At 57.4% G+C, this 24,514-nt stretch carries 16 protein-coding genes and 1 pseudogene; 8 read left to right on the forward strand and 9 right to left on the reverse strand.

The window, feature by feature from the left end; translation table 11 throughout:
* Positions 1 to 166: 166 nt before the first annotated feature.
* Positions 167 to 2,332: a malate synthase G gene (locus DUD43_RS00620; protein ID WP_153228710.1), complete on the reverse strand. Its 2,166-nt coding sequence runs from the start codon at positions 2,330 to 2,332 to the stop codon at positions 167 to 169.
* Between the two features lie 1,002 nt (positions 2,333 to 3,334).
* Between DUD43_RS00620 and DUD43_RS00625 the strand changes: the two genes are divergently transcribed.
* Positions 3,335 to 4,837 (forward strand): AMP nucleosidase, encoded by a 1,503-nt coding sequence (locus tag DUD43_RS00625; RefSeq protein ID WP_153228711.1) that lies wholly within the window; start codon positions 3,335 to 3,337, stop codon positions 4,835 to 4,837.
* An 18-nt stretch (positions 4,838 to 4,855) separates the two neighbouring features.
* The gene (locus DUD43_RS00630; protein ID WP_153228712.1) at positions 4,856 to 5,314 is read left to right on the forward strand and encodes a PaaI family thioesterase; all 459 of its coding nucleotides are present in this window, start codon (positions 4,856 to 4,858) and stop codon (positions 5,312 to 5,314) included.
* 88 nt (positions 5,315 to 5,402) lie between these two features.
* Here DUD43_RS00630 and DUD43_RS00635 read toward each other — a convergent pair whose 3' ends face one another.
* The 4 genes and pseudogenes from DUD43_RS00635 to DUD43_RS19155 form a co-directional block, all read right to left on the reverse strand.
* The gene (locus DUD43_RS00635; RefSeq protein WP_153228713.1) at positions 5,403 to 6,428 is read right to left on the reverse strand and encodes a DctP family TRAP transporter solute-binding subunit; all 1,026 of its coding nucleotides are present in this window, start codon (positions 6,426 to 6,428) and stop codon (positions 5,403 to 5,405) included.
* Positions 6,429 to 6,473: 45 nt separating this feature from the next.
* Positions 6,474 to 7,775: a TRAP transporter large permease gene (locus tag DUD43_RS00640; protein WP_153228714.1), complete on the reverse strand. Its 1,302-nt coding sequence runs from the start codon at positions 7,773 to 7,775 to the stop codon at positions 6,474 to 6,476.
* On the reverse strand, positions 7,772 to 8,293 hold the full coding sequence (locus DUD43_RS00645) for a TRAP transporter small permease (protein ID WP_153228715.1): 522 nt from the start codon (positions 8,291 to 8,293) through the stop codon (positions 7,772 to 7,774). The genes DUD43_RS00640 and DUD43_RS00645 overlap by 4 nt, the downstream gene beginning before the upstream one ends.
* Before the next feature lie 687 nt (positions 8,294 to 8,980).
* Positions 8,981 to 9,436, reverse strand: a pseudogene (locus DUD43_RS19155) (SET domain-containing protein); the annotation flags it as partial.
* A gap of 56 nt (positions 9,437 to 9,492) precedes the next feature.
* On the opposite strand from DUD43_RS19155, the gene ilvB reads away from it, so the two are divergent.
* From ilvB to DUD43_RS00675, 5 genes are all read left to right on the forward strand, one after another.
* The gene (gene ilvB / locus DUD43_RS00655) at positions 9,493 to 11,262 is read left to right on the forward strand and encodes a biosynthetic-type acetolactate synthase large subunit (protein ID WP_153228717.1); all 1,770 of its coding nucleotides are present in this window, start codon (positions 9,493 to 9,495) and stop codon (positions 11,260 to 11,262) included.
* A 110-nt stretch (positions 11,263 to 11,372) separates the two neighbouring features.
* Positions 11,373 to 12,338: a TRAP transporter substrate-binding protein gene (locus DUD43_RS00660; protein ID WP_035269947.1), complete on the forward strand. Its 966-nt coding sequence runs from the start codon at positions 11,373 to 11,375 to the stop codon at positions 12,336 to 12,338.
* 12 nt (positions 12,339 to 12,350) lie between these two features.
* Positions 12,351 to 12,848 carry a TRAP transporter small permease gene (locus DUD43_RS00665; protein ID WP_009463607.1) on the forward strand — a complete coding sequence of 166 codons (498 nt, stop codon included), beginning with the start codon at positions 12,351 to 12,353 and terminating at the stop codon, positions 12,846 to 12,848.
* A gap of 82 nt (positions 12,849 to 12,930) precedes the next feature.
* The gene (locus DUD43_RS00670) at positions 12,931 to 14,208 is read left to right on the forward strand and encodes a TRAP transporter large permease (RefSeq protein WP_153228718.1); all 1,278 of its coding nucleotides are present in this window, start codon (positions 12,931 to 12,933) and stop codon (positions 14,206 to 14,208) included.
* 29 nt (positions 14,209 to 14,237) lie between these two features.
* A complete protein-coding gene (locus DUD43_RS00675) occupies positions 14,238 to 14,672 on the forward strand; it encodes a CopD family copper resistance protein (protein ID WP_063690988.1) in 435 nt (144 codons plus the stop codon).
* A gap of 433 nt (positions 14,673 to 15,105) precedes the next feature.
* On the opposite strand, the gene DUD43_RS00680 is transcribed toward DUD43_RS00675, so the two are convergent.
* The gene (locus DUD43_RS00680) at positions 15,106 to 17,697 is read right to left on the reverse strand and encodes a DNA topoisomerase III (protein WP_153228719.1); all 2,592 of its coding nucleotides are present in this window, start codon (positions 17,695 to 17,697) and stop codon (positions 15,106 to 15,108) included.
* A 113-nt stretch (positions 17,698 to 17,810) separates the two neighbouring features.
* On the opposite strand from DUD43_RS00680, the gene DUD43_RS00685 reads away from it, so the two are divergent.
* A complete protein-coding gene (locus DUD43_RS00685; RefSeq protein ID WP_153228720.1) occupies positions 17,811 to 20,429 on the forward strand; it encodes a GDYXXLXY domain-containing protein in 2,619 nt (872 codons plus the stop codon).
* A gap of 230 nt (positions 20,430 to 20,659) precedes the next feature.
* Here DUD43_RS00685 and DUD43_RS00690 read toward each other — a convergent pair whose 3' ends face one another.
* From DUD43_RS00690 to DUD43_RS00700, 3 genes are all read right to left on the reverse strand, one after another.
* Positions 20,660 to 21,118 carry a DUF494 family protein gene (locus DUD43_RS00690; protein WP_042484796.1) on the reverse strand — a complete coding sequence of 153 codons (459 nt, stop codon included), beginning with the start codon at positions 21,116 to 21,118 and terminating at the stop codon, positions 20,660 to 20,662.
* 359 nt (positions 21,119 to 21,477) lie between these two features.
* Positions 21,478 to 22,386 carry a tRNA glutamyl-Q(34) synthetase GluQRS gene (gluQRS, locus tag DUD43_RS00695; protein WP_153228721.1) on the reverse strand — a complete coding sequence of 303 codons (909 nt, stop codon included), beginning with the start codon at positions 22,384 to 22,386 and terminating at the stop codon, positions 21,478 to 21,480.
* Positions 22,387 to 22,496: 110 nt separating this feature from the next.
* On the reverse strand, positions 22,497 to 24,509 hold the full coding sequence (locus tag DUD43_RS00700; protein WP_153228722.1) for an acetyl-CoA carboxylase biotin carboxylase subunit: 2,013 nt from the start codon (positions 24,507 to 24,509) through the stop codon (positions 22,497 to 22,499).
* Between the last annotated feature and the right edge of the window lie 5 nt (positions 24,510 to 24,514).

Consider the following 24,514-nt stretch of genomic DNA (forward strand, 5'->3'; position numbering starts at 1 on the left):
GCCCAGGCCTTGTCAGCATGCAGGACGGCAAGCGGCGGTGCAAGTTCGTAGTTATCGCAAGGGGCGAGTCAGAAGACGAAAAAAATCCCCATCCTGAACCAGCAAGATGGGGATTTTGGGGGGGCACCCGCCACCCGGAGTCAGGCTCCGGGCGACATCGTGTGCTTTAGGCCTGAGCGGCTTTGAAAGCCAGACGCCATTGGTGCAGCAAAGGCTCGGTGTAGCCGTTAGGCTGTTCCAGACCCTTCAGAACCAGATCCTGAGCGGCGCGGAAGGCAAAGGAGCCTTCAAAGTTGCCGGCCATGTTCTGATAGGCTGGGTCGCCCGCGTTTTGCTGATCCACCACAGCAGCCATGCGCTGCAGGGTTTCAACCACTTGTTCGTGGGTGACGATGCCGTGCAGCAGCCAGTTGGCGATGTGCTGGCTGGAGATACGCAGGGTAGCGCGGTCTTCCATCAGGCCCACGTTGTGGATGTCAGGCACTTTGGAGCAACCCACGCCCTGGTCAATCCAGCGAACCACGTAACCCAGGATGCCCTGAGCGTTGTTGTCCAGTTCTTCCTGGATTTCCTTGGCGGACCAGCTGGTATCAGTGGCCACAGGAATGGTCAGGATGCTGTCCAGGTAGTTGTTGGTGTCGCCTTCCAGACCCTTCTGGACGTCGACCACATTGACCTGGTGGTAGTGCAAGGCGTGCAGCGTAGCAGCGGTAGGCGATGGCACCCAGGCGGTGTTGCCACCGGCCTTCACGTGACCAATCTTTTGCTCCAGCATTTCAGCCATCAGGTCAGGCATGGCCCACATGCCTTTACCGATCTGGGCACGACCACGCAGACCGCATTGCAGGCCGATCTGAACGTTGTTGCGTTCGTAGGCAGGCTGCCAGTCAGCTTGTTTCATGTCGGCCTTGCGCACCACGGCGCCAGCTTGCATGCAAGTGTGGATTTCGTCGCCAGTGCGGTCCAGGAAGCCGGTGTTGATGAACACCACGCGCTCGGTGGCCTGGGCAATGGCTGCCTTCAGGTTCACGCTGGTGCGGCGCTCTTCGTCCATGATGCCCAGCTTGACGGTGTTGGGAGCCAGACCCAGCAGGCCTTCCACACGGTCAAAAATTTCGCTGGCAAAAGCCACTTCGTCAGGACCGTGCATTTTGGGTTTGACGATGTACAGCGAGCCGCTGCGCGAGTTTTTCTTCAGTTCCAGATCGCGCATGCCGATCAGGGTAGTGACCACGGCGTCCAGAATGCCCTCAGGGATTTCGCGACCTTCGCCGTCAATGATGGCAGGGTTGCTCATCAGGTGACCGACGTTACGCACGAACATCAGGGAGCGGCCAGCCAGAGTCTGGGTAGCGCCCTTCAGGTCGGTGTACTGGCGATCGTCAGCCAGGCGGCGGGTAAACACCTTGCCGTCTTTCTTGATTTCTTCGGTCAGCGAACCGGTAACCAGACCCAGCCAGTTGCGGTAGGCCAGCGTTTTGTCTTCGGCGTCCACGGCAGCCACGGAGTCTTCGCAGTCCATGATGGTGGTCAACGCCGATTCCAGGGCGATGTCTTTTACGCCAGCCGGGTCGGTCTTGCCGATGGGGCTGTTGGGGTCGATCTGCAGTTCAAAGTGCAGGCCGTTGTGCAGGAACACGATAGCTTCAGGCGCGTCGGGCTGACCACGGTAACCCAGCAGGGTCGATGGGTCTTTCAGGCCGGTGGTGCCACCGTTTTCCAGGGTGACGCGCACAGCGCCGTCAGCGATGGTGTAGGAGGTAGCCTGGTCGTGGCTGCCTTGAGCCAGAGGAATGGTGTCGTTCAGGAACTGACGGCCAAAGGCGATAACCTTGGCACCGCGCACGGCGTTGTAGCCACCGCCACGCTGCGCACCGTCGGTGTCAGGAATGGCGTTGGTGCCGTACAGAGCGTCGTACAGGCTGCCCCAACGTGCGTTCACGGCGTTCAGCGCGTAACGTGCGTTCATGATGGGCACAACCAGCTGAGGACCACCTTGTTCGGTGATTTCGGTGTCGACGTTGGCGGTGTTGACCTTGACGTTGGCAGGCGCGTCTTTCAGATAGCCGATGGAGCTCAGGAAGCTCTTGTAGGCAGGCATATCGGTGATGGGGCCTGGGTTGGCCGTGTGCCACTTGTCCAGTTCGACTTGCAAGCGGTCGCGTTCGGCCAGCAAGGCGCGGTTTTTAGGTGCCAGATCATGGACCAGCTTATCGAAACCAGCCCAGAAGGCTTCGGAGGAGATACCTGTGCCGGGCAGGGCTTCTTGTTCGATGAACTGATGAAGCACCTCGGCGACTTGCAGTCGCTGGCAGGAGATTCGAGTGGTCATGTGTACCCTTGCTGATAGTTAAAAGTGATTCGGTACAGCGGCAGGCCAAAACGGCCTTGCTGACTGCAATTACCTGGTCAAGAGCACATTCAGAACTTGCTGAATTCGCGGGTGGATAGACCCACGCGGCGCCAGGACACAAATGACATCAGAGGGCGAGCAGATTGCTTGAAGCGAAAATCATTAAAATACGCTAACCCATTGTAAATTAGCCTAAATACAAGCTAATTTGCGCGATGACGAGCTATGTCTCACACGCATGCCGAGCACACTGCCAGGTTGGATAACTTAAATTATGAAGGACTGACGCAAGCTGGATTTAATACTAAAAGTATTAAGACTACATACTTAATGTATTTACTGGTTTTGGACAAGTCTTATATATGAGGTAGAAGACGTGCCTGACTTCCACTTGCCATCATAAGCTGCCACATCAGGCCTTGCTTGAAATACTTGAGATGCCCGCCAAGCCGCTTGTCTAGCGCCATTAGCATAAAAAAGGGGGCTTGGGCTGCGAGGGCGTGCAGGGGGGCTGTCGGCCAGATCGCAGAAAAGTGGAATTTGCCCAAAACGGGGGTAAAGCCGCCAGTTCAAATGGGGTCCGTGAGTAAATTCCGTCTCAAAACCAACGATAGTCGTGTCCATTGTGTGGACAGTGGGGCTTGTGATTCAGTCGAAAACCAGTAACGACATTTGCTTTGGATGGGGACGGAGCTGTGGTCGCCTGGCTCTGATCCGGCAAGACGTGGGGGTGCTTACTGAGCCATTGCAAAGGTATATGGGCGATGGCCCCAGGTGCAGGCGAAAACAATAGCCGGGCTTCTGTATGGGGCGCGGTGATCCGCGAAAGCGGCATATGGTCAGGCTTCTCTGTTTGGCGGGTGCATGAGCGTCAGGATCGGGCGGCTGAATTTGTCATGGAGCCGTGTAGGAGGCGGAACAATAAACAGCTTATGATGCTTGCAGATCTGCTTGTCTTTGTTTCCCCTTGGAATACTTGTTATGTCTGATCCCAGCGGTTTTTCCCGTATTACGTCCACGCCCGAATTGATTCCGTTCAATGGCTATCAGGACGCAGGCCAGGCTTTGGCGCAGCTGCGCCATATCTATGACCGCAACACCGCCTTTTTGCGCGACTCGTTTGCCCAGTGTCTGGAAACCGGCTTTCCACGCGGGCAGCGTTTCAGAGCCTGCTACCCAGCGGTGCGTTTGCGTGTCGATACTTATCAGGAAGTGGATAGCCGTCTGTCTTACGGGCACGTGGTCGAGCCCGGTGTGTACATGACCACCATTACCGCCCCTGGCCTGTATCACGATTACTTGCTGGAGCAGTTGGAACTGCTGCTGCGCAATCACGGTGTGCAGGTGGAAGTGGGTGAGTCTTCCGTGCCTATCCCGCTGCATTTCGCGCTGAACAATGGCGTGCAGTCCACAGTGACAACCGTGCCCGAATCGCCCGGTGACACCTTGCGCGATCACTTCGATGTGCCGGATCTGGCCTATATGGACGATGCCATCGTCAACGGTACGTGGGAGCGTGTGCATAACGAGCCGTTGCCGCTGGCTCCTTTCACCGCACCGCGTATCGACTACTCCTTGCATCGTTTGCAGCACTACAGTGCCACCCGGCCCGAGTACTTCCAGAACTTTGTGCTGTTCACCAATTACCAGTTCTATGTGGACGAGTTCTGCCAGTGGGCGCGTGAAGTGCTGCAGGCTGATGACCAGGGCTATATCGATCTGGTGGAGCCGGGCAATATCATCACTCCAGCCGGTGCGAATGCCTCGACAACAGGCTCGCCCCTGGCTCGTGCGCCCCAAATGCCCTCGTATCACCTGCGCCGTGCCGATCACTCCGGCATCACGCTGATCAACATTGGTGTGGGGCCATCCAATGCCAAGACCATTACCGACCACGTCGCCGTCTTGCGCCCTGCTGCCTGGCTGATGCTGGGCCACTGCGCTGGTTTGCGTACTACACAGCGTTTGGGTGATTACGTGCTGGCGCATGGTTATGTGCGTCAGGATCACGTGCTGGACGAGGATTTGCCCACCTGGGTGCCTATCCCTCCCCTGGCTGAAATTCAGGTTGCCCTGGAGCAAGCCGTGGCCGAGGTGGCCGGGCTGTCCGGTTGGGAGCTGAAACGCATCATGCGTACCGGAACGGTGGCGTCCATTGATAACCGTAACTGGGAGCTGCGTGACCACCACGAGCCGGTGCGACGCTTGTCCCAGTCGCGGGCGATTGCGCTGGATATGGAGTCCGCCACGATTGCCGCCAATGGCTTCCGCTTCCGTGTGCCTTATGGCACCTTGCTGTGCGTGTCGGACAAGCCCTTGCATGGCGAGCTGAAGCTGCCGGGTATGGCTAGCGAGTTCTATGCGCGGCAGGTTGGTCAGCATCTGCACATTGGTATCCGGGCGCTGGAGTTGCTGCGCGAAATGCCCAAAGAAAGGCTGCACTCGCGCAAGCTGCGCAGCTTTCTGGAAACGGCGTTTCAATAAGGTATTGCAGGTACTCATATGGATAAAGCGTTTCAAGATTTTTATGCAGACAACTTCAGCCATTGCTACGGCTGCGGCAAACATAATCCCGACGGGCATCAGCTAAAGAGCTACTGGGACGGCGACGATACCGTGGCCCGCTACACACCCAAGCCAATTTACAGCGGTGGTGTGCCTAATCATGTGTACGGCGGTTTGATTGCTTCTTTGCTGGATTGCCATGGCACCGCTTCTGCGGCAGCGTTCATCTATCGGGATTTGAATATCGAGATGGGCACCAGCGAGGAGCCGATTCGCTGCGTGACAGCCTCTCTGAAAGTGGAGTTTCGGCGTCCTACCCCGATGGGGGCAGAGCTGACCGTGCAGGGCAAGCTGCGTGAGCTGGATGGGCGCAAGGTCTGGGTAGATCTGTCGCTAAGCGCGAATGGCGAGGTCTGTGCGACAGGTGAAATGCTGGCGATTCGCTTCAAGGAATAAGCGGGGGTGTCTGGGGCTTGAGGGGCCGCCAGACAATAAAAAGCCGGGCCCATTCAGGCCCGGCTTTTAGTCTTTCAAACCCAGCTAATTAGCGGCTGGCAGCAATTGCATCGCGTGCTTTCTTCACCAGATCTTCACCAATGGTCTTGGTCCACTTCTCGACCACGCCTTCGGTTGCCTTGGCAAAGGCAGCATGCTGTTCAGGAGTCAGCGTGGTGACCTTTACACCGTGGCTTTCGATCTCTTTCAGCAAGGTGGGGTCTTCAGCGGTGATGCCGGTACGGGCAATCACGATTTCACGCTTGCCGGCTTCAATAGCGGCTTCACGCACAATCTTCTGGTCTTCCTCGCTCCAGGATTTCCACACGTCACGGTTCACCACAAACACCAGTGGATCAGACACGTAGTTCCACAGGGTCAGGTATTGCTGCTGCACGTCGTACAGCTTGGCACCGGCGTAAATGGACAGGGGGTTTTCCTGGCCGTCTACGGCCTTATTAGCCAGTGCAGGTTGTGCATCCGCCCAGCTCATTTGCGTGGGGTTGGCACCCAGGGCGCTGAAGGTGTCCATGTATAAAGGTGAACCCACCACCCGCAGTTTCAGACCCTTCATGTCTTCAGGCTTGGTCACTTCGTGCTTGGAGTTGCTGAGCTGACGGAAACCGTTTTCACCCCAGGCCAGAGGCACCACACCGGCTTTCTCGATGTAGCCAAACAGGTCCTTGCCCACTTCGCCGTTGATCAGAGCATCGGTAGCTTTGGCATCAGGCTGCAGGAATGGCAGGGAGAACAGGTTCAGTTGCTTGATCTGGGGGGACCAGTTGATGGTGGAACCCACGGCCATATCAATCATGCCTTGGCGAATGGCGGTGAACTCGCGTGTCTGGTCGCCTTGCACCAGCGAGGTGCCGGGGTAGATCTTGATATTGATGCGGCCATCAGTGCGCTCGCGCACCAGATCGGACCAGATCACCGCCCCTTGGCCCCAGGGGAAGGTGGTCCCCACCACGATGGACAGCTTGTACTCGGATTTATAGGCAGCTTGGGCTGCAGGAACCACGGCCAGGGTGGCGGCTGTACATGCCAAAGCGGCCAGAATGTGACGTAATTTCATGGGTCAGGTCTCCCTTTCTATGAGTTGTGTTTCAGTCTTGTGGTTTTAGTTAAAGCCCAGGTAGCGTGGCAGCCACAGGGCGATCTCGGGTTCTGCGATCACAATCAACATGGTCGAACCCATGCCCAGCAGCAGCCAGCCTACCCAGCGCAAGGTGCTTTCCATGGGCACGCCCGCGATACGGCAGGCCACCATCAGGTTTACGGCGATTGGTGGGGTGAACTGGCCCAAGGCCACGTTCAAGGTCAGCAAGACACCGAACCAGACGGGATGCCAGCCAAAGTTGTAGGCAATAGGCATGAACAGCGGCACAAAGATCAGGAAGATCGAAATGCCATCCAGGAACATGCCCAGCACAATCAACATGACAATCATCAGCGCCAAAATGCCGTACTCGCCCAGACCGGAATTGATGATGGCATTGGTGACGGGGTCAATAATGCTCAGGGTGGACAGAGCCCAGGCAAAAATACCGGCCAGCGCCACGACCATCATGATGACGGCTGATAATTCGGCGGCTTCCCGCAGGATCAAAAACAGATCGCGGAACTTGATAGTGCGATGGATGACCATGCCTACGAACAGGCCGTAGAACACGGCCACAACAGCCGCTTCGGTGGGGGTGAACAGACCCAGGCGCATACCGCCCAGAATGATCACCGGCGCAATCAGACCCCAGGCTGCTTCTCGCAGGCTGCGCCAGAATGGTGGACGTGGCAGTTCGGCTTCGGCCAATCCCAGCTTGTGACGACGCGACAGCCAGATGGCCGGAATAATCAGGCCAATACCCGCCAGAATGCCGGGGAACATACCGGCCGCAAACAGCGCAGGTACGGAGGCCTCGGGCACCAGCACCGAGTAAATAATGAAGGCGATGGAGGGGGGAATCAGAATGTCGGTGGCAGCACCCGCGCCCACAATACTGGCCGCAAAAGGACCGGGATAGCCCGCGCGTTTCATGGCGCCGATCATGACCGCGCCCACGGCGGCGGCGCAGGCCGGGCCGGAGCCGGAAATACCGCCCAGGAACATGGCCACGCCAATGGCAACGACGGGCAACATACCAGGACCACGGCCAACCAGCGCTACGGCAAAGTTCACCAGACGGCTGGCCACGCCCGAGCGGTCAAAAATGGAGCCCACCAGCACAAACATAGGAATGGCCAGCAAAGGGTATTTGGCCAGACCGGCGTAAAAGCTTTGCGGCACGGCCATCAGGCCAAACCAGTGCGTATCCAGGTTGGACATCAAAATGGCAAAGGCACCGCCTATACCCAGGGATACGCCAACGGGCACGCCCACCAGCATCAAACCAATGAAGATGACGAACAGCAACGTTGCAATCATGATTTGGCCTGCCAACGACGCACCCACATGCCCAGCAAACGCAGGCTCAGGGTAGTAGACAGGATGGGCAGCCACATGCTGTACCACCAGGTCGGGACGCCAATGGACGGCGAGGTATCACCCCACTCGAACTCGTCCAGGGCCATGCGGCCAGACAGAATGGCCATGCCGATAAAGAACAGCAGGCTCATGCCAATGCCAAACAGGGCCAGGCGGCGTTGACGACGCTTTGTGCCCGCATCGGCAAAGACTTCAATACGAATGTGCAGGTGGCGCACACAGGCGCTGGCACCGGCATTCATGGTCAGGACCACCAGCAGGAAAATGGAGATTTCCTCGGTCCAGGCAAAGGAGCTATCGGTCAGATAGCGCACAAACACGTTGGCAAAGGTAATTAAAGCCAGGGCCGCCATGATCAGGACCGAAGCCCAGTCCTCTATTTGCAAAGGAATGCGCAAGCCGGATTCGGCGGGCGAGGCGGCGTGATTATCTGGTGTATCTGTAGAACTTGAATCCATGAGGTCTGTCAGATTTGGCAATAAAGCTACATGCTAGCGGTCAAAGACGGGGCTGGCAGTGAGTAATTTCCCCCGGTGCAATAGCACCTGCGGGCCTTAGTCGGCCAAGGGAAAGACGGAAGGGATAAGGGCGAGCACACACACAAAGTGGGGGTTTGTGTAGTCGCGTAGCTGATGAGGTGTGAACCTGGCCCGGCACGGCGAACCGACCTGTGGTGGGGTGTTCGGCCAGGGCTCGGCGGGGGTGTTGCCGGGCCTGTGCGGGCAATTAGCAGGGGTAAACAAACGGCCCCGGAGGGCCGCTTGAGCTAAGTGCGAGCTGAGGGAAGCTTACTCTTTTTTGCCGCCCTTTTTCTCTTTTTTGCCTTCTTTGTCCTTTTTGGACGCCTTCTTGTCCTTATTTTTCTCTTTGCCTTTATCTTTCTTTTTGGCTTTTTCTTTCTTCTTCTTTTTGTCTTTCTTATCTTTCTTGTCTTTTTCGTTTAAAGACTCTTTATCGCCGTCAGCATCCTCGTCTTTATCCTGATCAGACGTATCCTTTGCCGCTGTTTTACTTTCGGTGGCCTTGGAGCCAGCCGCTTTTTGTTTGGACGAAACTGGCGTTTTGCGGGCCTGCTCCATTTCCGCATCCAATTCTGCGGCCACTTCACGTAGCTCATCTGCAACAGCCTGGGAGCGATCTGATTGCAGGGCAATCATGGTGCCACGGCATTGGTCCGCGCCACATAGACAGCGATAGTTCTGCTTGAGCTCCTCGGTAATTTCATCGTCGATGACCAGCGAGTAGTCATACAAAAGCTCTTCCCCGGCGGGAATATCGCGCATGGCCACAATGAAGACACGCGAGCCATCGGCGTTTTCGTGACCTTCACAGTTGGGGGCACAAGAGTGGTTGATCCAGCGTGAATCATTGCCTCCTTGCCCACCATCCACAATTTTTCCGTTGCTCAAGGCAAAGAAAAACGTGTGAAAAGGTTCATCCGGATTGACCGGGAATAAGGCATCGGCCTGTTCCGGTGTAAGCCGCTTGCCAGCGTATTGCAGGATGCGAGTTCCGGCAGGAATATCGCGTAGCGCAAAGACGCCATTGCCATGCAGTTTGGATGGTTTAACGACGTGCCAGGGTTGGCGTTGAGTGACCATGGGGAATCAGCCTGTAAAAGGGGATAAACTGGACGGCGATCTCTATCTTACAAAACATGCAGGGCTACGCAACCATGTCACTTGAAACGACCGCCCACAACGGCGCGCAAATCTTGCTCGAAACCTTGATCGCTCAGGGTGTAGATACCATTTTTGGTTATCCTGGCGGAGCGGTGTTACCGCTCTATGATGCTCTTCATGCACAACCGCGAATTCGTCATATTCTGGTCCGTCACGAGCAGGCTGCCGTACACGCGGCCGAAGGCTATGCCCGTAGCACCGGTAAACCTGGCGTGGTGCTGGTGACATCAGGCCCCGGTATGGCCAATACCACCTCCGGTCTGCTCGATGCCTTGTGTGATTCTATTCCTGTCCTGTGTATTAGTGGTCAAGTAGCGACCACGGCAATTGGTACCGCTGCGTTCCAGGAGTGCGATGCGATTGGTATTTCCCGCCCTGTGACCAAGTGGAATGCCCAGGTTCGTCGCATTGAAGACGTGGCCTCCCTGACGGCCAAGGCCTTGCGCCTGTGTACCCAAGGCCGCCCTGGCCCGGTGCTGCTGGACTTCCCCAAAGATATTCAGATCGCCACCCTGCCCGCTGCCAGCAGCGAGGCTCCAGTCCAGGAAGAGGCCGACAGCCTGTTGGCTCCTGCCGCTCCGGCCCCGGCTCAGGAAGCCGCGATCAAACGCGCTGCCGCCATGATTGCCCACGCTCGTCGCCCTGTTTTTTACGGTGGTGGTGGCCTGATCAACTCCGGTGCTGACGCCAGTCACGCCTTCACCAGCCTGGTTCAGGAAACCGGCGCTCCTTGTACGCTGACTTTGATGGGCTTGGGTGCCTACCCCGCACGTGATGAGCAGTTCGTGGGCATGTTGGGCATGCACGGCACGCTGGAAGCCAATCTGGCCATGCACCATGCGGATCTGATTATCTGTGTGGGCGCTCGTTTCGACGACCGCATTACCGGCCGTCTGTCCGATTTCTGCCCGCATGCCAGCAAGATTCATATTGATATCGACCCCGGCTCCATCGACAAGGTGGTGCGTGCTGATGTGGCTTTGGTGGGCGATTGCTATCCCCTGCTGCGTGCCTTGCGCAAGGAGCTGTCGCACCACGAATTGCCCGAAGGTCGTCTGAATGACTGGTGGCAGCGTATTGGTGTGTGGCGTGCGCAAGAGTGTTTGAAGGTCACTCCACGCAGCGATGCAATTTTGCCTCAACATCTGCTGGAACGTCTGGACGCGCACCTGGAAGGCCATGATGCCATCGTGTCTACCGATGTGGGCCAGCACCAGATGTGGGCGGCGCAATACATCAAATTTGATCGCCCTCGCCGTTGGCTGACTTCGGGTGGTGCAGGCACCATGGGTTACGGCGTGCCAGCCGCTTTTGGGGCGCAGATTGCGCATCCGGACAAGCTGGTGGTGTGTGTCAGTGGTGACGCTTCGGTCTTGATGAATATTCAGGAACTGGCCAGCGCCGTGCAGCATCGCACGCCGATCAAGGTGATTCTGTGCAATAACCGTCACATGGGTATGGTGCGTCAGTGGCAAGAGCTGATTCATGATGGCCGCTACAGCCACAGCTATAACGAAGCCATGCCGGATTTTGTGGCCTTGTCGCGCGCCTTTGGCTGGGAAGCCGAACGCGTGGAGCACCCCGATCAGCTGGATGCGGCGCTGGAGCGCTGCTTGGCTCATGACGGCCCCTTCTTCCTGAACGTGGAAGTGCTGGCGCTAGAAAACTGTTTCCCCATGATGCCAGCGGGCTATGGCCATCAACAGGTCATGCTGTCCGAAGATAACTGGTACGTAGAAGAATAAGGTGCCCGGCTGGGACACAGGCGTAAAAACCCCTATGTCCCAGCCCGAGCACTACGCATTAAATACACTGATCCATTCAGACAGGAGGGGCATGCATGATGTACCGTCACATGAAGAACCGTCTTTTGGCCGCGGGTTTGATGCTGGGTTTAGGCCTGGCTGCGGGAGCGGCTACGGCTCAAACGTCCTTGAAGTTGGCCTACGCCTTATCCACCAGTTCACACTATGGTGCTGGCGCGAAAGCCTTTGCCAGTGCCTTGGAAAAGGATGGCAATTACACCATTGAGGCCTTTCCCAACAGCGCCTTGGGTGGTGAGCGCGAAGTTATTGAAGGCCTGCAACTGGGCACGATTGATCTGGCGATTGTGTCTACCGGCGCAACCCTGAACTTTGTGCCCAAGACCGGCGTGTTCGATATCCCCTTCCTGTTCCGCGATCTGCAACATGCCCGTCATGTGCTGGATGGCAAGATCGGTCAGGACATGCTGGCTGAGTTTCCCAAGCGCGGGATTGTGGCGCTGGCCTGGGGTGAGCAAGGTTTCCGTCACCTGACCAATAATGTGCGTCCTGTCACTACCCCGGCTGATGCCAAGGGTTTGAAGATACGCACCACAGAAAACCCCATTCATATTGCTGCTTTCCGTGAAATCGGCATTCTGGCAACGCCCATGGCCTGGCCGGAAGTGGCCACTGCCTTGCAACAAGGCACCATCGACGGTCAGGAAAACCCCTTGTCCGTGATTGTGTCGGCCAAGCTGCCGCAGCTGCAAAAGTATCTGTCGCTGACCGCTCACGTGTATGGCCCGGCCTTGGTTCTGATGTCCCCGGCGGTGTATGACGGCCTGTCCGATCAGGACAAGCAGTTGATGAAAGATGCCGGCGTAACGGCTGCTCAGGCCATGCGCGATTACGTGGACGACATCGAGAAAACCGGCGTGGATGCCGTCAAGGCGGAAGGCATGCAGGTCAATACGGTTGACCATGCTGCGTTTGCCAAAGCGGTAGAGCCTGTCTATCCCCAGTACTACAAACAGTTCGGCCAGGAGCTGGTCGAGTCTATCCGTCAGACTCAGTAAACGGCATTCATCATGAAAGCTCTGTTGTCCGTTCTGGATAAGGGCCTGTTTCGTCTGGTGTCCTGGGTGACGCAGTTGCTGTTGCTCTCGGCAGTGGCGGCTGCGTTCTATCAAGTGATTGCCCGGTTCGTGCTCCAGTCGCCCGCCGACTGGAGCGAAGCCTGGTCACGTGCCGCCCTGATCTGGACGGTCATGCTGGGTCTGTGTCTGGCCTTGCGTCAGGGCGCCATGCTTAGCGTGGATGTGCTGCGGCTCTGGGTCGGGAAGCGGACGCAGCATTGGCTGGATGTAGCCGTGCTGATTACTTGTCTGGCGTTTTTCGGCCTGTTGACCTGGGTCGGCATTCAAATGACCTGGCGGGTACGGTTTCAGACCATGCCCAGTCTGGAGTGGTCCATTTCCTGGGTGTACATCGCCATCCCGATTGGTGCCGTGCTGGCCATTTTGGGCCTGTTGGCTCGTTGGCTGGAGAAACCAGCGCCTGCTGTAGTCGATAACACGCAGCTCTAATTCAAGACCTGATTCCGTGCCTGTAAAGCACCACCGAACTCTGGATGTCTTACGGGCATCTGTTTAGACCGGAGACCGTATCGTGTCCCAGATCATGCTTGTGTCCATGCTGCTGTTTTTTGTATTGACGGTGCCCGTGGCGATTGCCGTGGGCCTGGCCAATATGGCGGGGGTAGCGTGGGAGGGGCGCATGACCTTCCTGGTCATCGCCCAGCAGTTGTATGCAGCTCTGGACAAGTATCCCCTGGTGGCGGTGCCTTTCTTCATCCTGGCAGGCAATCTGATGGAATCGGGCGGCATGTCCAACCGCATGGTGGAGTTTGCCAAAAGTCTGGTCGGTGGCGTGCAGGGTGGTCTGGCGTGCAGCTGTGTGCTGACCTGCATGATTTTTGCAGCTGTAGCCGGTTCCAGTGTGGCCACCACCTTTGCGGTCGGGGCAATTCTGATTCCCGCCATGGTCCGGCATGGCTACCCAGCACCTTTTGCCGCGTCCTTGCAGGCCTCAGCGGCGGAGCTGGGAGTGATTATCCCGCCGTCCATTCCCATGATTCTGTTCGCGGTATCCACGGACACCTCAGTAGGCGAGCTGTTTGTTGCGGGTATTGGCCCCGGCTTGTTGATTGGCGGTGCCTTGATGGTTTATGTGTGGTTATACGCACGTCGTCATGGTCTGGGTTTGCAGGACGGCGTGGGCCGTTTGGGTGTCTGGACGGCCTTTCGTCAGGCTTGGCTGGCCTTGCTGATGCCGGTGATTATTCTTGGCGGGATTTACGGGGGTATTTTCACGCCTACCGAGGCTTCAGCCGTAGCGGTAGTCTATGCCTTGATCGTGAGCATGTTTGTCTATCGCAGCGTTAAATGGGGCGATTTGTCCAAGGTGCTGCATCGGTCCGTGGTGTCCACGGCGGTGATCATGTTCATCATCGCCAATGCGGGGGTGTTTGGTTTCTTGCTTAATCGCACCGGCATTCCGGCTGCCATGGGGACATGGTTGGGGGAGTTGTTCAGCAGCCCCATGATGTTCTTGCTGGGCGTGAACGCGGCCTTGTTTGTGGTGGGAATGTTCGTCGAGACTTCGGCTTCGATTGTGGTGCTGGCCCCGCTCTTGTTGCCGGTGGCCATGCAGTTTGGCATTGATCCGGCGCACTTTGGCATCATCATGGTGGTCAATCTGGCCTTGGGAATGGTGACACCGCCTTTTGGTGTGAACCTGTTTGCGGCGTGTTCAGTAGCCGGAATTTCTTTGGAAAAACTGATACGTCCCCTGCTGCCTTTTGTCGTTGTCATCCTGGCCTGCTTGATGCTGATCAGCTATGTGCCAGAAGTCAGTTTATGGGCGCGAGACCTGGTGTACCGTTGATGAATTGTCTGCTTTTCTGAGCACTGTTCATGAGCTATTTCTTCCTGTTGTTGGTTCACCTTCTGGCTGCGATTTTCTTTATCGGCACCGTGTTTTTCGAGGTGCTGATGTTGTCGCCTTTGGCGCGTCAGGTTTCCCGCCCATCGATGCGGGAGTTCGAATATGCCCTGGGGCGTCGCGCGCGTCGCATCATGCCTTGGGTTCTGTTATTGCTTTACGGTGCGGGCTTGAGTCTGGCCTGGCAGCATCGGGCCTTGTTTGAGGTCGGCGGGGCCAGGGCCTGGATTCTGGGCTTGAAAATCACCTTGGCCTTGAGTGTGTTTGGACACTTCCTGTCCGTCATGGTGATGAGCCGACGCAAGACCATGACAGCGCGTCGGTCACGGATTATTCACCTGAGTGTTTTTGCACACGTACTGCTGATTGTGGTGCTGGCCAAGGCTTTGTTTTATTTGCCGCTTTAGTCGTGGGTTTTCATGCTGTGGCATTGATGTTTAGAAAGGGTTTGGCTGTGGAATAGTACTCGGATGCAGCTTGGCGTAGGAGAGCTTATTAAAAGCCAGGCGCAAGTCCGTGGGGCTCTGGGGGTGGGCTGAGCACTTGCCGGTGCTGCGCACCGGTTCCCTTGTCAGGAGATAGCGCAGGGCGCATCCTGAACTCGCACGATGGTTTGTCCACCGGACAAACCATAAGCGTCGTGCTCAAACAGCAGGATGCTTGGACCCCTGCGCTATCTCCTGACCGCGGCAAGTACTCTGATCCGCCCACCCCCAGAGCCCCACGGACTCGCGCCTTCACAGAGACTCTCTTCCCCAGCCTGCAAGCCCTACACGACTGCTCATAAAAAAAACGGCCCCCCAAAAAAGGGAGGCCGTTCTTCCAAAGAAACCAAGCTTTTTACTCCGCCTTGCTGGCCGTCTTTTTAGCAGCTGTTTTCTTGGCTGCCGTCTTCTTGGCCGCTGTTTTCTTCACTGCTGTCTTTTTAGCCGCCGCTTTAGTCGCCGTTTTCTTGGCGGCTGTTTTGCGACCTGGCTTCTCTGGGCGCGGCTCGAACTCAAAGCCGATCTTGCCGTCTGCCTGACGTACCAGGAAGGCTTTGAACTTGCGGTTGGTACGCGAAGACACGAAACCATCCAGCAGGTCTGTCTTGCCTTCGCCCAGCAGCTTGGCCATCTGCTCGCGGGTAATTTCCTGCTGCAAGATCACCTTGCCGCTACGGAAGTCGCAGCTCTTGGACGGGCCAACCGACTTTTCGCACAAGTAACGCAAGCCGTGTTCAAAGACGGAAGACTGGCACTTGGGGCAGGGGCCGACCGGGGTCTGGCCGCTGAAATCCAGAGCTTCCTCATCATCGTCATCGTTCTGGCCGAAGTCGAACTCCAGCTTGTACTCGTCGGTGATGCGCAAGAGAGCAGCAAAGGGGCGACCCATCTTGCTGATGAAGCCAGGTAGTGGACCCAGTTCTTTCTTGGCCAACAGCTCTTCAACTTCAGGCAGCTCGAAGGTGCGACCACCTGGGTGCTTGCCAATGGAGAAATCGCAAGCCGTGCAAGCATAACGACGGTAATTTTCTTTGACCACGCCACCACATTTAGGGCATGGAGTCTGCAAAGTCGCGTAATCGCCCGGAACCGTGTCGCGCTCGTATTCTTTAGCGCGCTTGACGATAACTTGCGTCATCTGCGCAATTTCACGCATGAACACGTCGCGGTCCAGCTGACGTTGCTCGATCTGCTTGAGCTGGTGCTCCCATTCGCCAGTCAGTTCGGGCGACGTCAGTTCGCTAACACCCAGACCGGACAACAAAGTCATCAGCTGACGTGCCTTGGCGCTAGGCACCAGTTCGCGGCCTTCACGACGCAGATAGGCTTCGTTCAGCAGACCTTCAATAATGGCAGCGCGAGTGGCTGGTGTACCCAGACCGCGCTCGGACATGGCTTCACGCAAGGCTTCATCGTCAACCAGTTTGCCGGCGCTTTCCATGGCCGACAGCAAGGTCGCTTCCGTAAAGCGTGCAGGCGGCTTGGTGGCCAGCGCTTTGGTGTTCACATCTTCAGTGCGAACCTTCTCGCCATCGGCAACCGGCACCAGGGAAGCATCTTCACCTTGAGCATCGCGGCCATAAATAGCCAGCCAGCCCGGTTTGACCAGCACTTTGCCTTCTGTCTTGAAGTGGTGTCCCGACACCTGCGTAATACGCGTAGTGACGCGGAATTCCGCGGCTGGGAAGAACACGGCCAGGAAACGACGGCTGATCAGCTCGTAAATCTTGTGTTCGGCATCGCTCAGCTCCCGAGGCACCTGCAAGGTGGGGATGATGGCAAAGTGATCCGAAACCTTTTTGTTGTCGAAAATCCGACGGTTGGGCTTGACCCATTTCTGCTCAACCACTTCCTGCGCAAACGGCTGTACCGAAGCGCTGGCAGGCGTACCGCTGTCAGCCAGCGCACGCATGGTCTCTTGCACCGTACTTATATAGTCTTCGGGCAGATAGCGCGAATCGGTACGTGGGTAAGTCAGGGCCTTGTGGCGTTCGTACAGCGTCTGCGCCAAGGACAAGGTGGTCTTGGCGGAGAAACCGAAGCGCGAGTTGGCTTCGCGTTGCAGCGAGGTCAAATCAAACAAGGCGGGCGACATCTGTGTGCTGGGCTTGGATTCCTCGGTGACTACACCGGGTTGCTCGCGGCAGGCGGCCACAATCGTTTGGGCAGCGGTCAGGGACCACAGACGCGAGTCTTTCTTCTCGGGGTCGTGCTCGTCTTTGGTGAATTTGGGGTCAAACCAGCGGCCGGTATACAAGCCGGCGGCAGCGATAAAGTCCGCGTGGACTTCCCAGTAATCGCGCGACACGAACTGGCGAATGCGGTTCTCGCGCTCGTTCACGATAGCCAGCGTGGGGGTTTGCACACGGCCCACGGGGGTTTTGAAAAAGCCGCCGTCCTTGCTGTTGAAGGCCGTCATGGCACGGGTGCCGTTAATGCCCACCAGCCAGTCTGCCTCGGCGCGCGAACGTGCCGCCGCTTCTAGCGGTTTCATGTCCTCGTCATCGCGCAGATTCTCAAATGCTTCACGAATCGCCGATTGTGTCATCGAACGTAACCAAAGCCTTTGCACCGGTTTTTTCGCCCCGGCGTACTGCATAATGTAGCGAAAAATCAGCTCACCCTCGCGCCCCGCGTCACAGGCATTAATAACAGCGGTGACATCTTTTCGTTTGATCAGCTTGACCAGCAGTTTCAAGCGCTCAGTCGATTTCTTGTCAGTCGGGTTGAGCTCAAACTGAGGGGGAATAACAGGTAGATGTGTGAAGCTCCACTTGCCGCGGACCGGATCATTAGGGGCCACCAGGCCCAGCAGATGGCCGATGCTGGAGGCCAGCACATAGCGATCGCTTTCAAAATAATCACCTTCTCGAGTGAAACCGCCCAATGCCCGCGAGATATCTACGGCGACTGAAGGTTTCTCGGCAATGATTAGTGTTTTATCCATATGATTCCAGTGACAGCAACTGCGCTGCAATGCGCGAAATGATACGAGGTGCTTATCCCTCTATGCAAGTTATGAGACCTGACAAGACTAACGTATGGCCAACGGACTGGCGAGTGTTTCTGACAAAACTGGCCTGGGGTTTGGCCGTTTTGCTGCTCGCCAGTGGTCTGGTGACCTGGATTGCGGCCAATTGGGAAAACTGGGGGCACGTAGCCAAATTTGCCCTGGCTCAAGGCGCCGTGCTGGTTTCTGCAGGGCTGGCCTTGCTGTTTCGCCGACGTTCCGGTGGCTGGGGTCATGATCTGGGAGTGCCTGCTGCTTTGACCGGCCTGGCCGCCGTGGCCACGGGCGGTTTGCTGGCGCTGATTGGCCAGACTTATCAGACTGGCGCAGACCCTTGGCAGCTTTTCGCATTGTGGACTGTGCTGATCATACCTTGGGTATTCACAGTGCGCAGTGTCTTTCTGTCCGTGCTGTGGCTGGTACTGATCAATACCGCCTTGTACCTATGGATAGATGTGACCCGCCTGGGCTGGTTTGAGCGCACCTATACCTCGCAGACCTTGATGGCTCTGGGGGTGAATGCGCTGCTCTTGCTGGCGGCCGAAACCATCTGGCGTGCGCGTCATGACCCGTGGCGCATCTTGCCGCGTGTGGCGGCAATTGCGGTGGGCTTTTTCATCGGTGCCCAGGTCATGGAGGGCGACTTCCTGCTGGGACTGGTCCTGTTCCTGGCGCTGTACGGTATTTATCATTACCGTCGCCCTGACCTGCTGATCATGTCGTTGGCCTCCTTCGGGGCTTATGGTTCCTTGAGTGCGCTGATCATCGAGCATGCGGGGAATGCCTTCCTCTTGATTGTGGTGGTGATTGTGGGCCTGGGCCTGGGGCTGCTGCGTTTCTTGCAGCAGCAGGTCGTCAATTGGCGACGGACTCATGGCGGTGATGTGCAGGCTGCTAAAGAAGATACGGCGGGCGTTATCAAGGCGGACGCAGGTGCTGGGACGCTTGAAGCGGCTGCAACTCAATCAACCGTCAACGCAGCAGCGGCAACAAGTCCTGCGGTTTCAACAGCAGAGGTCCTGGCCAATGCTCAGGCCAGCGTTCAGGCTGATGCCGCTCCCCAAGCGCAACATCTGGCCCAGGCAGATGCACTGGATGCCCAAGGCAGTGACGAACATCACCCTTGGTATCTGCGGCTGATCAAGCTGTTCCTGTTTCTGTTGCTGCCGCTGATCATCCTGCTGTATCTGGTCGTCTCGCTGGATTTGAGCCTGGAAGTGCTGGGTGTATTGGGCGGGATCATGGCGGTGGTGTCCCCGATTCTGTTTGCCAAAGCGCATACGGTGCCTAGCCGGGATCTGGTGGGCGGCTGGGTGGCGTGCGCGATCCTGCTGCTTAGTGCGCCCATTGTGGACATGCGTTATCCCTGGCCCCATGAAGTCAGCGCCATGCTGGCTGTGGTGATCAGCACTTTGCTGTACAGACAGGCCAAGGGCCAGTTTGTGCTGCGCATGTTGCTGACACTCTGGGCTTTGGCCGCGATCGAGTTCCTGGTGATCGAGCGCCTGTTTGATCGCTGGACCATGATGCCTTACTGGGTGCTGGAAATGCCCGCGGCCGTCATGTTCTTGGCGGCGTTGCTGCTGGGACATCTCTATTTGCGCGAGGGCAAGAAGTCCACTTTCTGGCAGCCCCTGTTCTGGTCCTTGTTGCTGTGCGCTCAAATCCACATTGTGTCTGCAGGCGCCCTGTTTTTCTCCATGCCCTTCTGGGATGAAACCCGCCCTTATCTGACACCAGCCGGTTTCCTGCTGGCGGTGGCTCCAGTAGCCATCCTGGCGTTTTACTGGCGCGGTTGGCGCGAACAGCCTCTGGTCTATGGCATTGCTTTGCTGGGCCTGGCTGCCTTGTGCGCAGTCTGGACGCCCTATCCGCCTGTGGCCTTGGCCCTGAGCTGGATTCTGGCCGCATACGCCTGGCGTTACCTGAGCTTGATGGCCGTGGCGGTAGCCATGGGCTTGTTCTGCCTGTGGCGCCTGTATTACATCCTGAACATCAGCCTGTTGGACAAGGCCGAGCTGTTGTTGGCAACTGGCGTAGGCTGCCTGGTGTTTGCTTACCTGGGCCAGTTGGGACGTAAGAAAGTGGTGGCAGATGCGCCGGTGCAGGCAGCTCCTAAAGGCATTCTGGCCAGCGTGTTGCTGGGGACTGTGCTGGTACTGGGCGTGGCTAATGTGGCCATTGTGCAAAAAGAACGGATCCTGAGCGACGGCCAGACTGTATTGCTGGAGCTGGCCCCTGTGGACCCGCGCTCCTTGATGCAGGGCGACTATATGTCCTTGAATTTTGCCCTGTCGGAAAACCTGTCTTATCTGGCCTGGCGCTTGCCCAAGGATGCCGTCGCCAAGATTGACTCCCAGCAGTGGGTCGTGATTGGCGTACAGCTGGATGAGAACAAGGTGGCGAAGATGAAAGGTGTTTATCTGGAGCTGGATGGCCAGGAGCGTCTATGGAGCGAAGAAGGCCCCGTGGCTGAAACGGGCGATGTGATGCGCTTGCGCATGCGTCGTCACCGCAATAACTGGACGCCCGGCACGGATGCCTGGTTCTTTGCGGAAGGCGCGGCAGATCGCTTTGATGCGGCCCGTTACGGCGAGTTTGCCGTGGTCGAGAACGGCCAAAGCTTGCTGCGTGCGATGCTGGACAAGGACAGACAGGCCATCAAGTAAGCCTGTGCCAGCTGTCCTGAGGCCGGATTGCTTTTAACAGAGGCGATCCGGCTTTCCTGTATCCGGGCTGTCTCTATAAAGAAGGCTAAATACCGTCCAAGCGATGGCAGGACCCATCAAAAAGGCCCGAATCCGCTGAAGTGTCGGATTCGGGCCTTGGTTTTTTGTGTTGAAGGACCCTCTTTATCGGGGCCGTTTCCTGAACAAAAAATAGGTTCCTGTGTATCAGCTTAGTGGGACTGACGGGTGGAGTCGTCGCTGAGCAGCTCTTCAAAGATCAGGTGATCGATTTCGGCTTCGTGGCTCCACAAAACCATCAGGGCGACAATTTTTATTTTGTCCAACGAGACCGGGCTTTCGTCCACCGTCATGGCGCTTTCAATCAGAATTTCGCGCAGGTGGGCGGTAAGAGCGCCGGAATTTTGCAAAAAGGTGATGAAACCCATCGCGTCAGCGCCCAGCACATTTTGTTCGTGCTCGGAAAAAATACGCTGACTGTTGGGACTGAGTTGAGCCGTAGGCTGACACTGTTGCGAGGTCTCGCCCAGTGCATGTAACCAGCCCAGTGCGTCGTTGATGTCCTCGTCTTCAAAGCCAATAGCGGCCAATTTGTGGGCCAGAACCTCCGCCTTGGGACAGGACTGGGGGTTGTAATACGTCTCGAATAGATAAACCAGGATATCAAACATGGGTATAAGGTTGCCGTCCTAAGTGATTAAAAAAACTGCGTGATTTCGGTAACCAGTGACCAAACTTTACGCTGATTTGCGGTAGGGGGCAAATGGGGTGTTCAGGGGATGGATGAGTCTTGCCTTGTGCATCCGGGCGGCTTTTCGCCGGGTTTTGCTCTGGCAGACGTCCTTTGCGGCAGGGCGTCTTTATGATTGAAACATAAATCGATTGTTGGGGCAGAAACTGTCGTTTATTTGAAACCCTGCAAGTGGGATCACAGCGGCTGAAAGGTCTCTAAACTAGCTGGCATCCGCATCCGCATCCGCATCCGCATCCGCATCCGCATCCGCATCCGCATCCAGCCTAGGCTCGTGGCTCAGTTGTTCGGGCTTGGCTCCGCAGGCAGCGGGAAGCGCTGCGCCCAGGCGCTGATGGCCTGACTCCAGAATTCGTCCAGGGTGTTCGCAGCCAAGGGAGCAAAACCCAGAAAAGCCCAGACCCGTTGCAGCGTCTCCATTGGATGGTCCAGGTCAAAGGCCGGGGCATGGTTCTGTTTGGAGAGCTTGCGGCCTTGTTCATCGCAGGCCAGCGGCACGTGCAACGTGCGCGGGACAGGCAGGCCCAGGACTTTTTGCAAGACGCGCTGGCGGGCTGTGGAGCTGAGCAAGTCGGCGCCGCGCACAACATCGGTGATCTGGCTGTCCGCATCATCAATGACTACAACAAACTGGTAGGCCCAGAGCTTGTCGGCGCGCTTAAGAATGTAGTCCCCTACTTCTTTGGCTACGTCCTGCTGTTGCGGCCCGGCCCAGCGATCGGTGAAGTGTTCCACCCCTTCCGGGACACGTAGCCGCCATGCACGGATGGTACGGTCTGCCGGGATGCCGTGGCGGCAGGTGCCTGCATAGGGATATTCGTGCGAATCCGGGGCGACTGGCATGGAAGCCGCCAGAATCTCCTGACGGGTGCAGGTGCAGCCGTAGACCAGATTCCGCTCGCGCAGGCCATCAAACACTTCCTGATAGCGTGCCAGCCGCTGACTTTGCCAAATCACCTCGCCATCCCAGTGCATGCCCAGACCTTGGAGCTGCTGCATGATGATCTGGTCGGCCCCCGCAACCACGCGTGGCGTGTCTATATCTTCAATGCGCAGTAGCCAGCGCCCGTTCTGGGCACGTGCATCCAGGTAGCTGGCCATGGCGGCAACCAGCGAACCCTCGTGCAAGGGACCACTGGGACTAGGCGCAAAGCGACCACAGTAGGGGGTAAGGGGCTGGGCGGTCATGAGTCGTTCTTAACGGCAAGAGCCCCTGTGTGGGGGCTCTTGTTTGTGCGACTTTACGCCTATTTTTCCAGCCCGGCAATGCGTTTTACACGGGCTGAAAGGGAGGAGTTTTAGCTCTCCATTGTGACCAGTTCTGCGCCTTCGGGCACTTGATCGCCCACCGCAAAGAACAGCTCGGCTACAGTGCCATCGGCAGGTGCCTGAATGGAGTGTTCCATTTTCATGGCTTCCATCACCAGCAGCACATCGCCCTGTTTGACGCTGGTGCCGGGTTCCACATTCAGGGCAATAATCTTGCCTGGCATGGGAGCGGTCAGGCGGCCACCGTGGGCTTCCTGACTGTTGGTGCCAGCACTGGCCAGGGTGTCGACCACGGCCAGAGTCCAGTCCGAACCGGCCTGGGCAACTTGCAGATGCTCGCCATCTTGCAGCACCTGGGCGCGGTATTCGACCTGATCCAGCCACAGACGCAAAGTCAGGGTTTTGGCCAGATCAGCCCTTGCCTCGGCTTGCCAGCGCAGCGCGTGTTGGGTTTCGCCCAGCGTGATCTGCCACTGGTTTTCACGACGTTGCAGCACAACTTCGTGGGCTTGCTCGCCCAGTTGCAGGGCCACTTTCTGGTCGTAGTCCCCGCTCAGACGCCAGGCGTCGTGTACGGCCCACGGGTCGGAGTTTTGGGCTTGCCCGCTCATACCTTGGTGAGTCAGCACGGCGCAGGCGGCAAAGGCCAAGACAGAAGCCGGAACGTCCTGATTGCTGGGGAACAGCGCATCGTGACGACGTGGGATCAGACCCGTATCCAGATCGGCCTGGGCAAAGGCTTCATCGCCCAGCAAGCGTTGCAGGAAGGTCTTGTTGGTGTGTACACCGGCCACCTGAGTGTCAGCCAGCGTGCGAATCAGGCGACGACGGGCCTGTTCACGATCAGCACCATGGGTGATGACCTTGGCGATCATGGGATCGTAGAAGGGGCTGATCACGCTGCCTTCACGCACACCGCTGTCGATACGCACATCACCAGAGGTAAAGGACGCGTGGGCGGGGTACTGCAAGCTGCGCAGCGTACCGATGGACGGCAGGAAGTCCTTATCGGGGTTTTCTGCGTAGATACGCACCTCGATGGCGTGGCCGTTGATGCTCAGCTCGTCCTGTTTGGCAGGCAAAGGCTGGCCGTCGGCCACACGAAGCTGCCATTCCACCAGATCGTGGCCGGTAATCAGTTCGGTGACCGGGTGTTCCACTTGCAGGCGGGTATTCATTTCCATGAAGTAGAAACGTCCGTCCTGCTCGGCAATGAACTCCACCGTGCCTGCGCCCACATAGTTCACTGCGCGGGCCGCAGCAATGGCGGCTTCGCCCATGGCCTGGCGACGCTCGGGCGTCATGCCGGGGGCGGGGGCTTCTTCAATCACTTTCTGGTGACGGCGCTGTACAGAACAATCGCGCTCGAACAGGTAGACGTACTCGCCATGTTGGTCACCAAAGACCTGGATTTCGATATGGCGTGGCTTGGTGATGTAGCGTTCGATCAGCACGCGGTCGTCGCTAAAGCTGCTGGCAGCTTCGCGCTGGCAAGAGCGCAAGGCTTCCAGAAATGCGCCGGATTCTTCCACAATGCGCATGCCCTTGCCGCCACCGCCAGCACTGGCTTTGATCAGCACGGGGTAGCCGATGTTGTCGGCTTGCTGGTGCAGGAAGTCGGGGTCCTGGTTGTCGCCGTGGTAACCGGGCACCAAAGGCACACCGGCTTTTTCCATCAGGGATTTGGCGGCGGATTTGCTACCCATGGCCGCAATGGCTTGAGCAGGTGGGCCTACAAAAATAATGCCGGCTTCTTCACAAGCGCGAGCAAAGTGCTCGTTCTCGGACAGAAAACCATAGCCAGGGTGGATGGCATTCGCGCCAGTGGCACGGGCGGCTTCCAGAATGGCGTCGATCTTCAAGTAACTGTCGCGTGGCTCGGGGCCACCGATGCGTACGGCTTGATCACAAGCACGTACGTGCTGGGCGTCGGCGTCCGCGTCGGAGTAAACCGCAACGGTACGCAGCCCCAGGCTGCGGGCAGTGGCGGCCACCCGGCAGGCAATTTCACCGCGATTGGCTATCAGCAGGGTCTGAAACACAGTGT

The organism is Alcaligenes faecalis (assembly GCF_009497775.1).
In the GTDB taxonomy this organism is placed as follows: Bacteria; Pseudomonadota; Gammaproteobacteria; order Burkholderiales; family Burkholderiaceae_B; genus Alcaligenes; species Alcaligenes faecalis_D.

Excerpts from the sequence above, each read along its gene's own strand:
- DUD43_RS00620 (WP_153228710.1), bottom strand. The coding sequence starts at position 2,332 with ATGACCACTCGAATCTCCTGCCAGCGACTGCAAGTCGCCGAGGTGCTT.
- DUD43_RS00625 (WP_153228711.1), top strand. The coding sequence starts at position 3,335 with ATGTCTGATCCCAGCGGTTTTTCCCGTATTACGTCCACGCCCGAATTG.
- DUD43_RS00630 (WP_153228712.1), top strand. The coding sequence starts at position 4,856 with ATGGATAAAGCGTTTCAAGATTTTTATGCAGACAACTTCAGCCATTGC.
- DUD43_RS00635 (WP_153228713.1), bottom strand. The coding sequence starts at position 6,428 with ATGAAATTACGTCACATTCTGGCCGCTTTGGCATGTACAGCCGCCACC.
- DUD43_RS00640 (WP_153228714.1), bottom strand. The coding sequence starts at position 7,775 with ATGATTGCAACGTTGCTGTTCGTCATCTTCATTGGTTTGATGCTGGTG.
- DUD43_RS00645 (WP_153228715.1), bottom strand. The coding sequence starts at position 8,293 with ATGGATTCAAGTTCTACAGATACACCAGATAATCACGCCGCCTCGCCC.
- ilvB (WP_153228717.1), top strand. The coding sequence starts at position 9,493 with ATGCAGGGCTACGCAACCATGTCACTTGAAACGACCGCCCACAACGGC.
- DUD43_RS00660 (WP_035269947.1), top strand. The coding sequence starts at position 11,373 with ATGAAGAACCGTCTTTTGGCCGCGGGTTTGATGCTGGGTTTAGGCCTG.
- DUD43_RS00665 (WP_009463607.1), top strand. The coding sequence starts at position 12,351 with ATGAAAGCTCTGTTGTCCGTTCTGGATAAGGGCCTGTTTCGTCTGGTG.
- DUD43_RS00675 (WP_063690988.1), top strand. The coding sequence starts at position 14,238 with ATGAGCTATTTCTTCCTGTTGTTGGTTCACCTTCTGGCTGCGATTTTC.
- DUD43_RS00680 (WP_153228719.1), bottom strand. The coding sequence starts at position 17,697 with ATGGATAAAACACTAATCATTGCCGAGAAACCTTCAGTCGCCGTAGAT.
- DUD43_RS00690 (WP_042484796.1), bottom strand. The coding sequence starts at position 21,118 with ATGTTTGATATCCTGGTTTATCTATTCGAGACGTATTACAACCCCCAG.
- gluQRS (WP_153228721.1), bottom strand. The coding sequence starts at position 22,386 with ATGACCGCCCAGCCCCTTACCCCCTACTGTGGTCGCTTTGCGCCTAGT.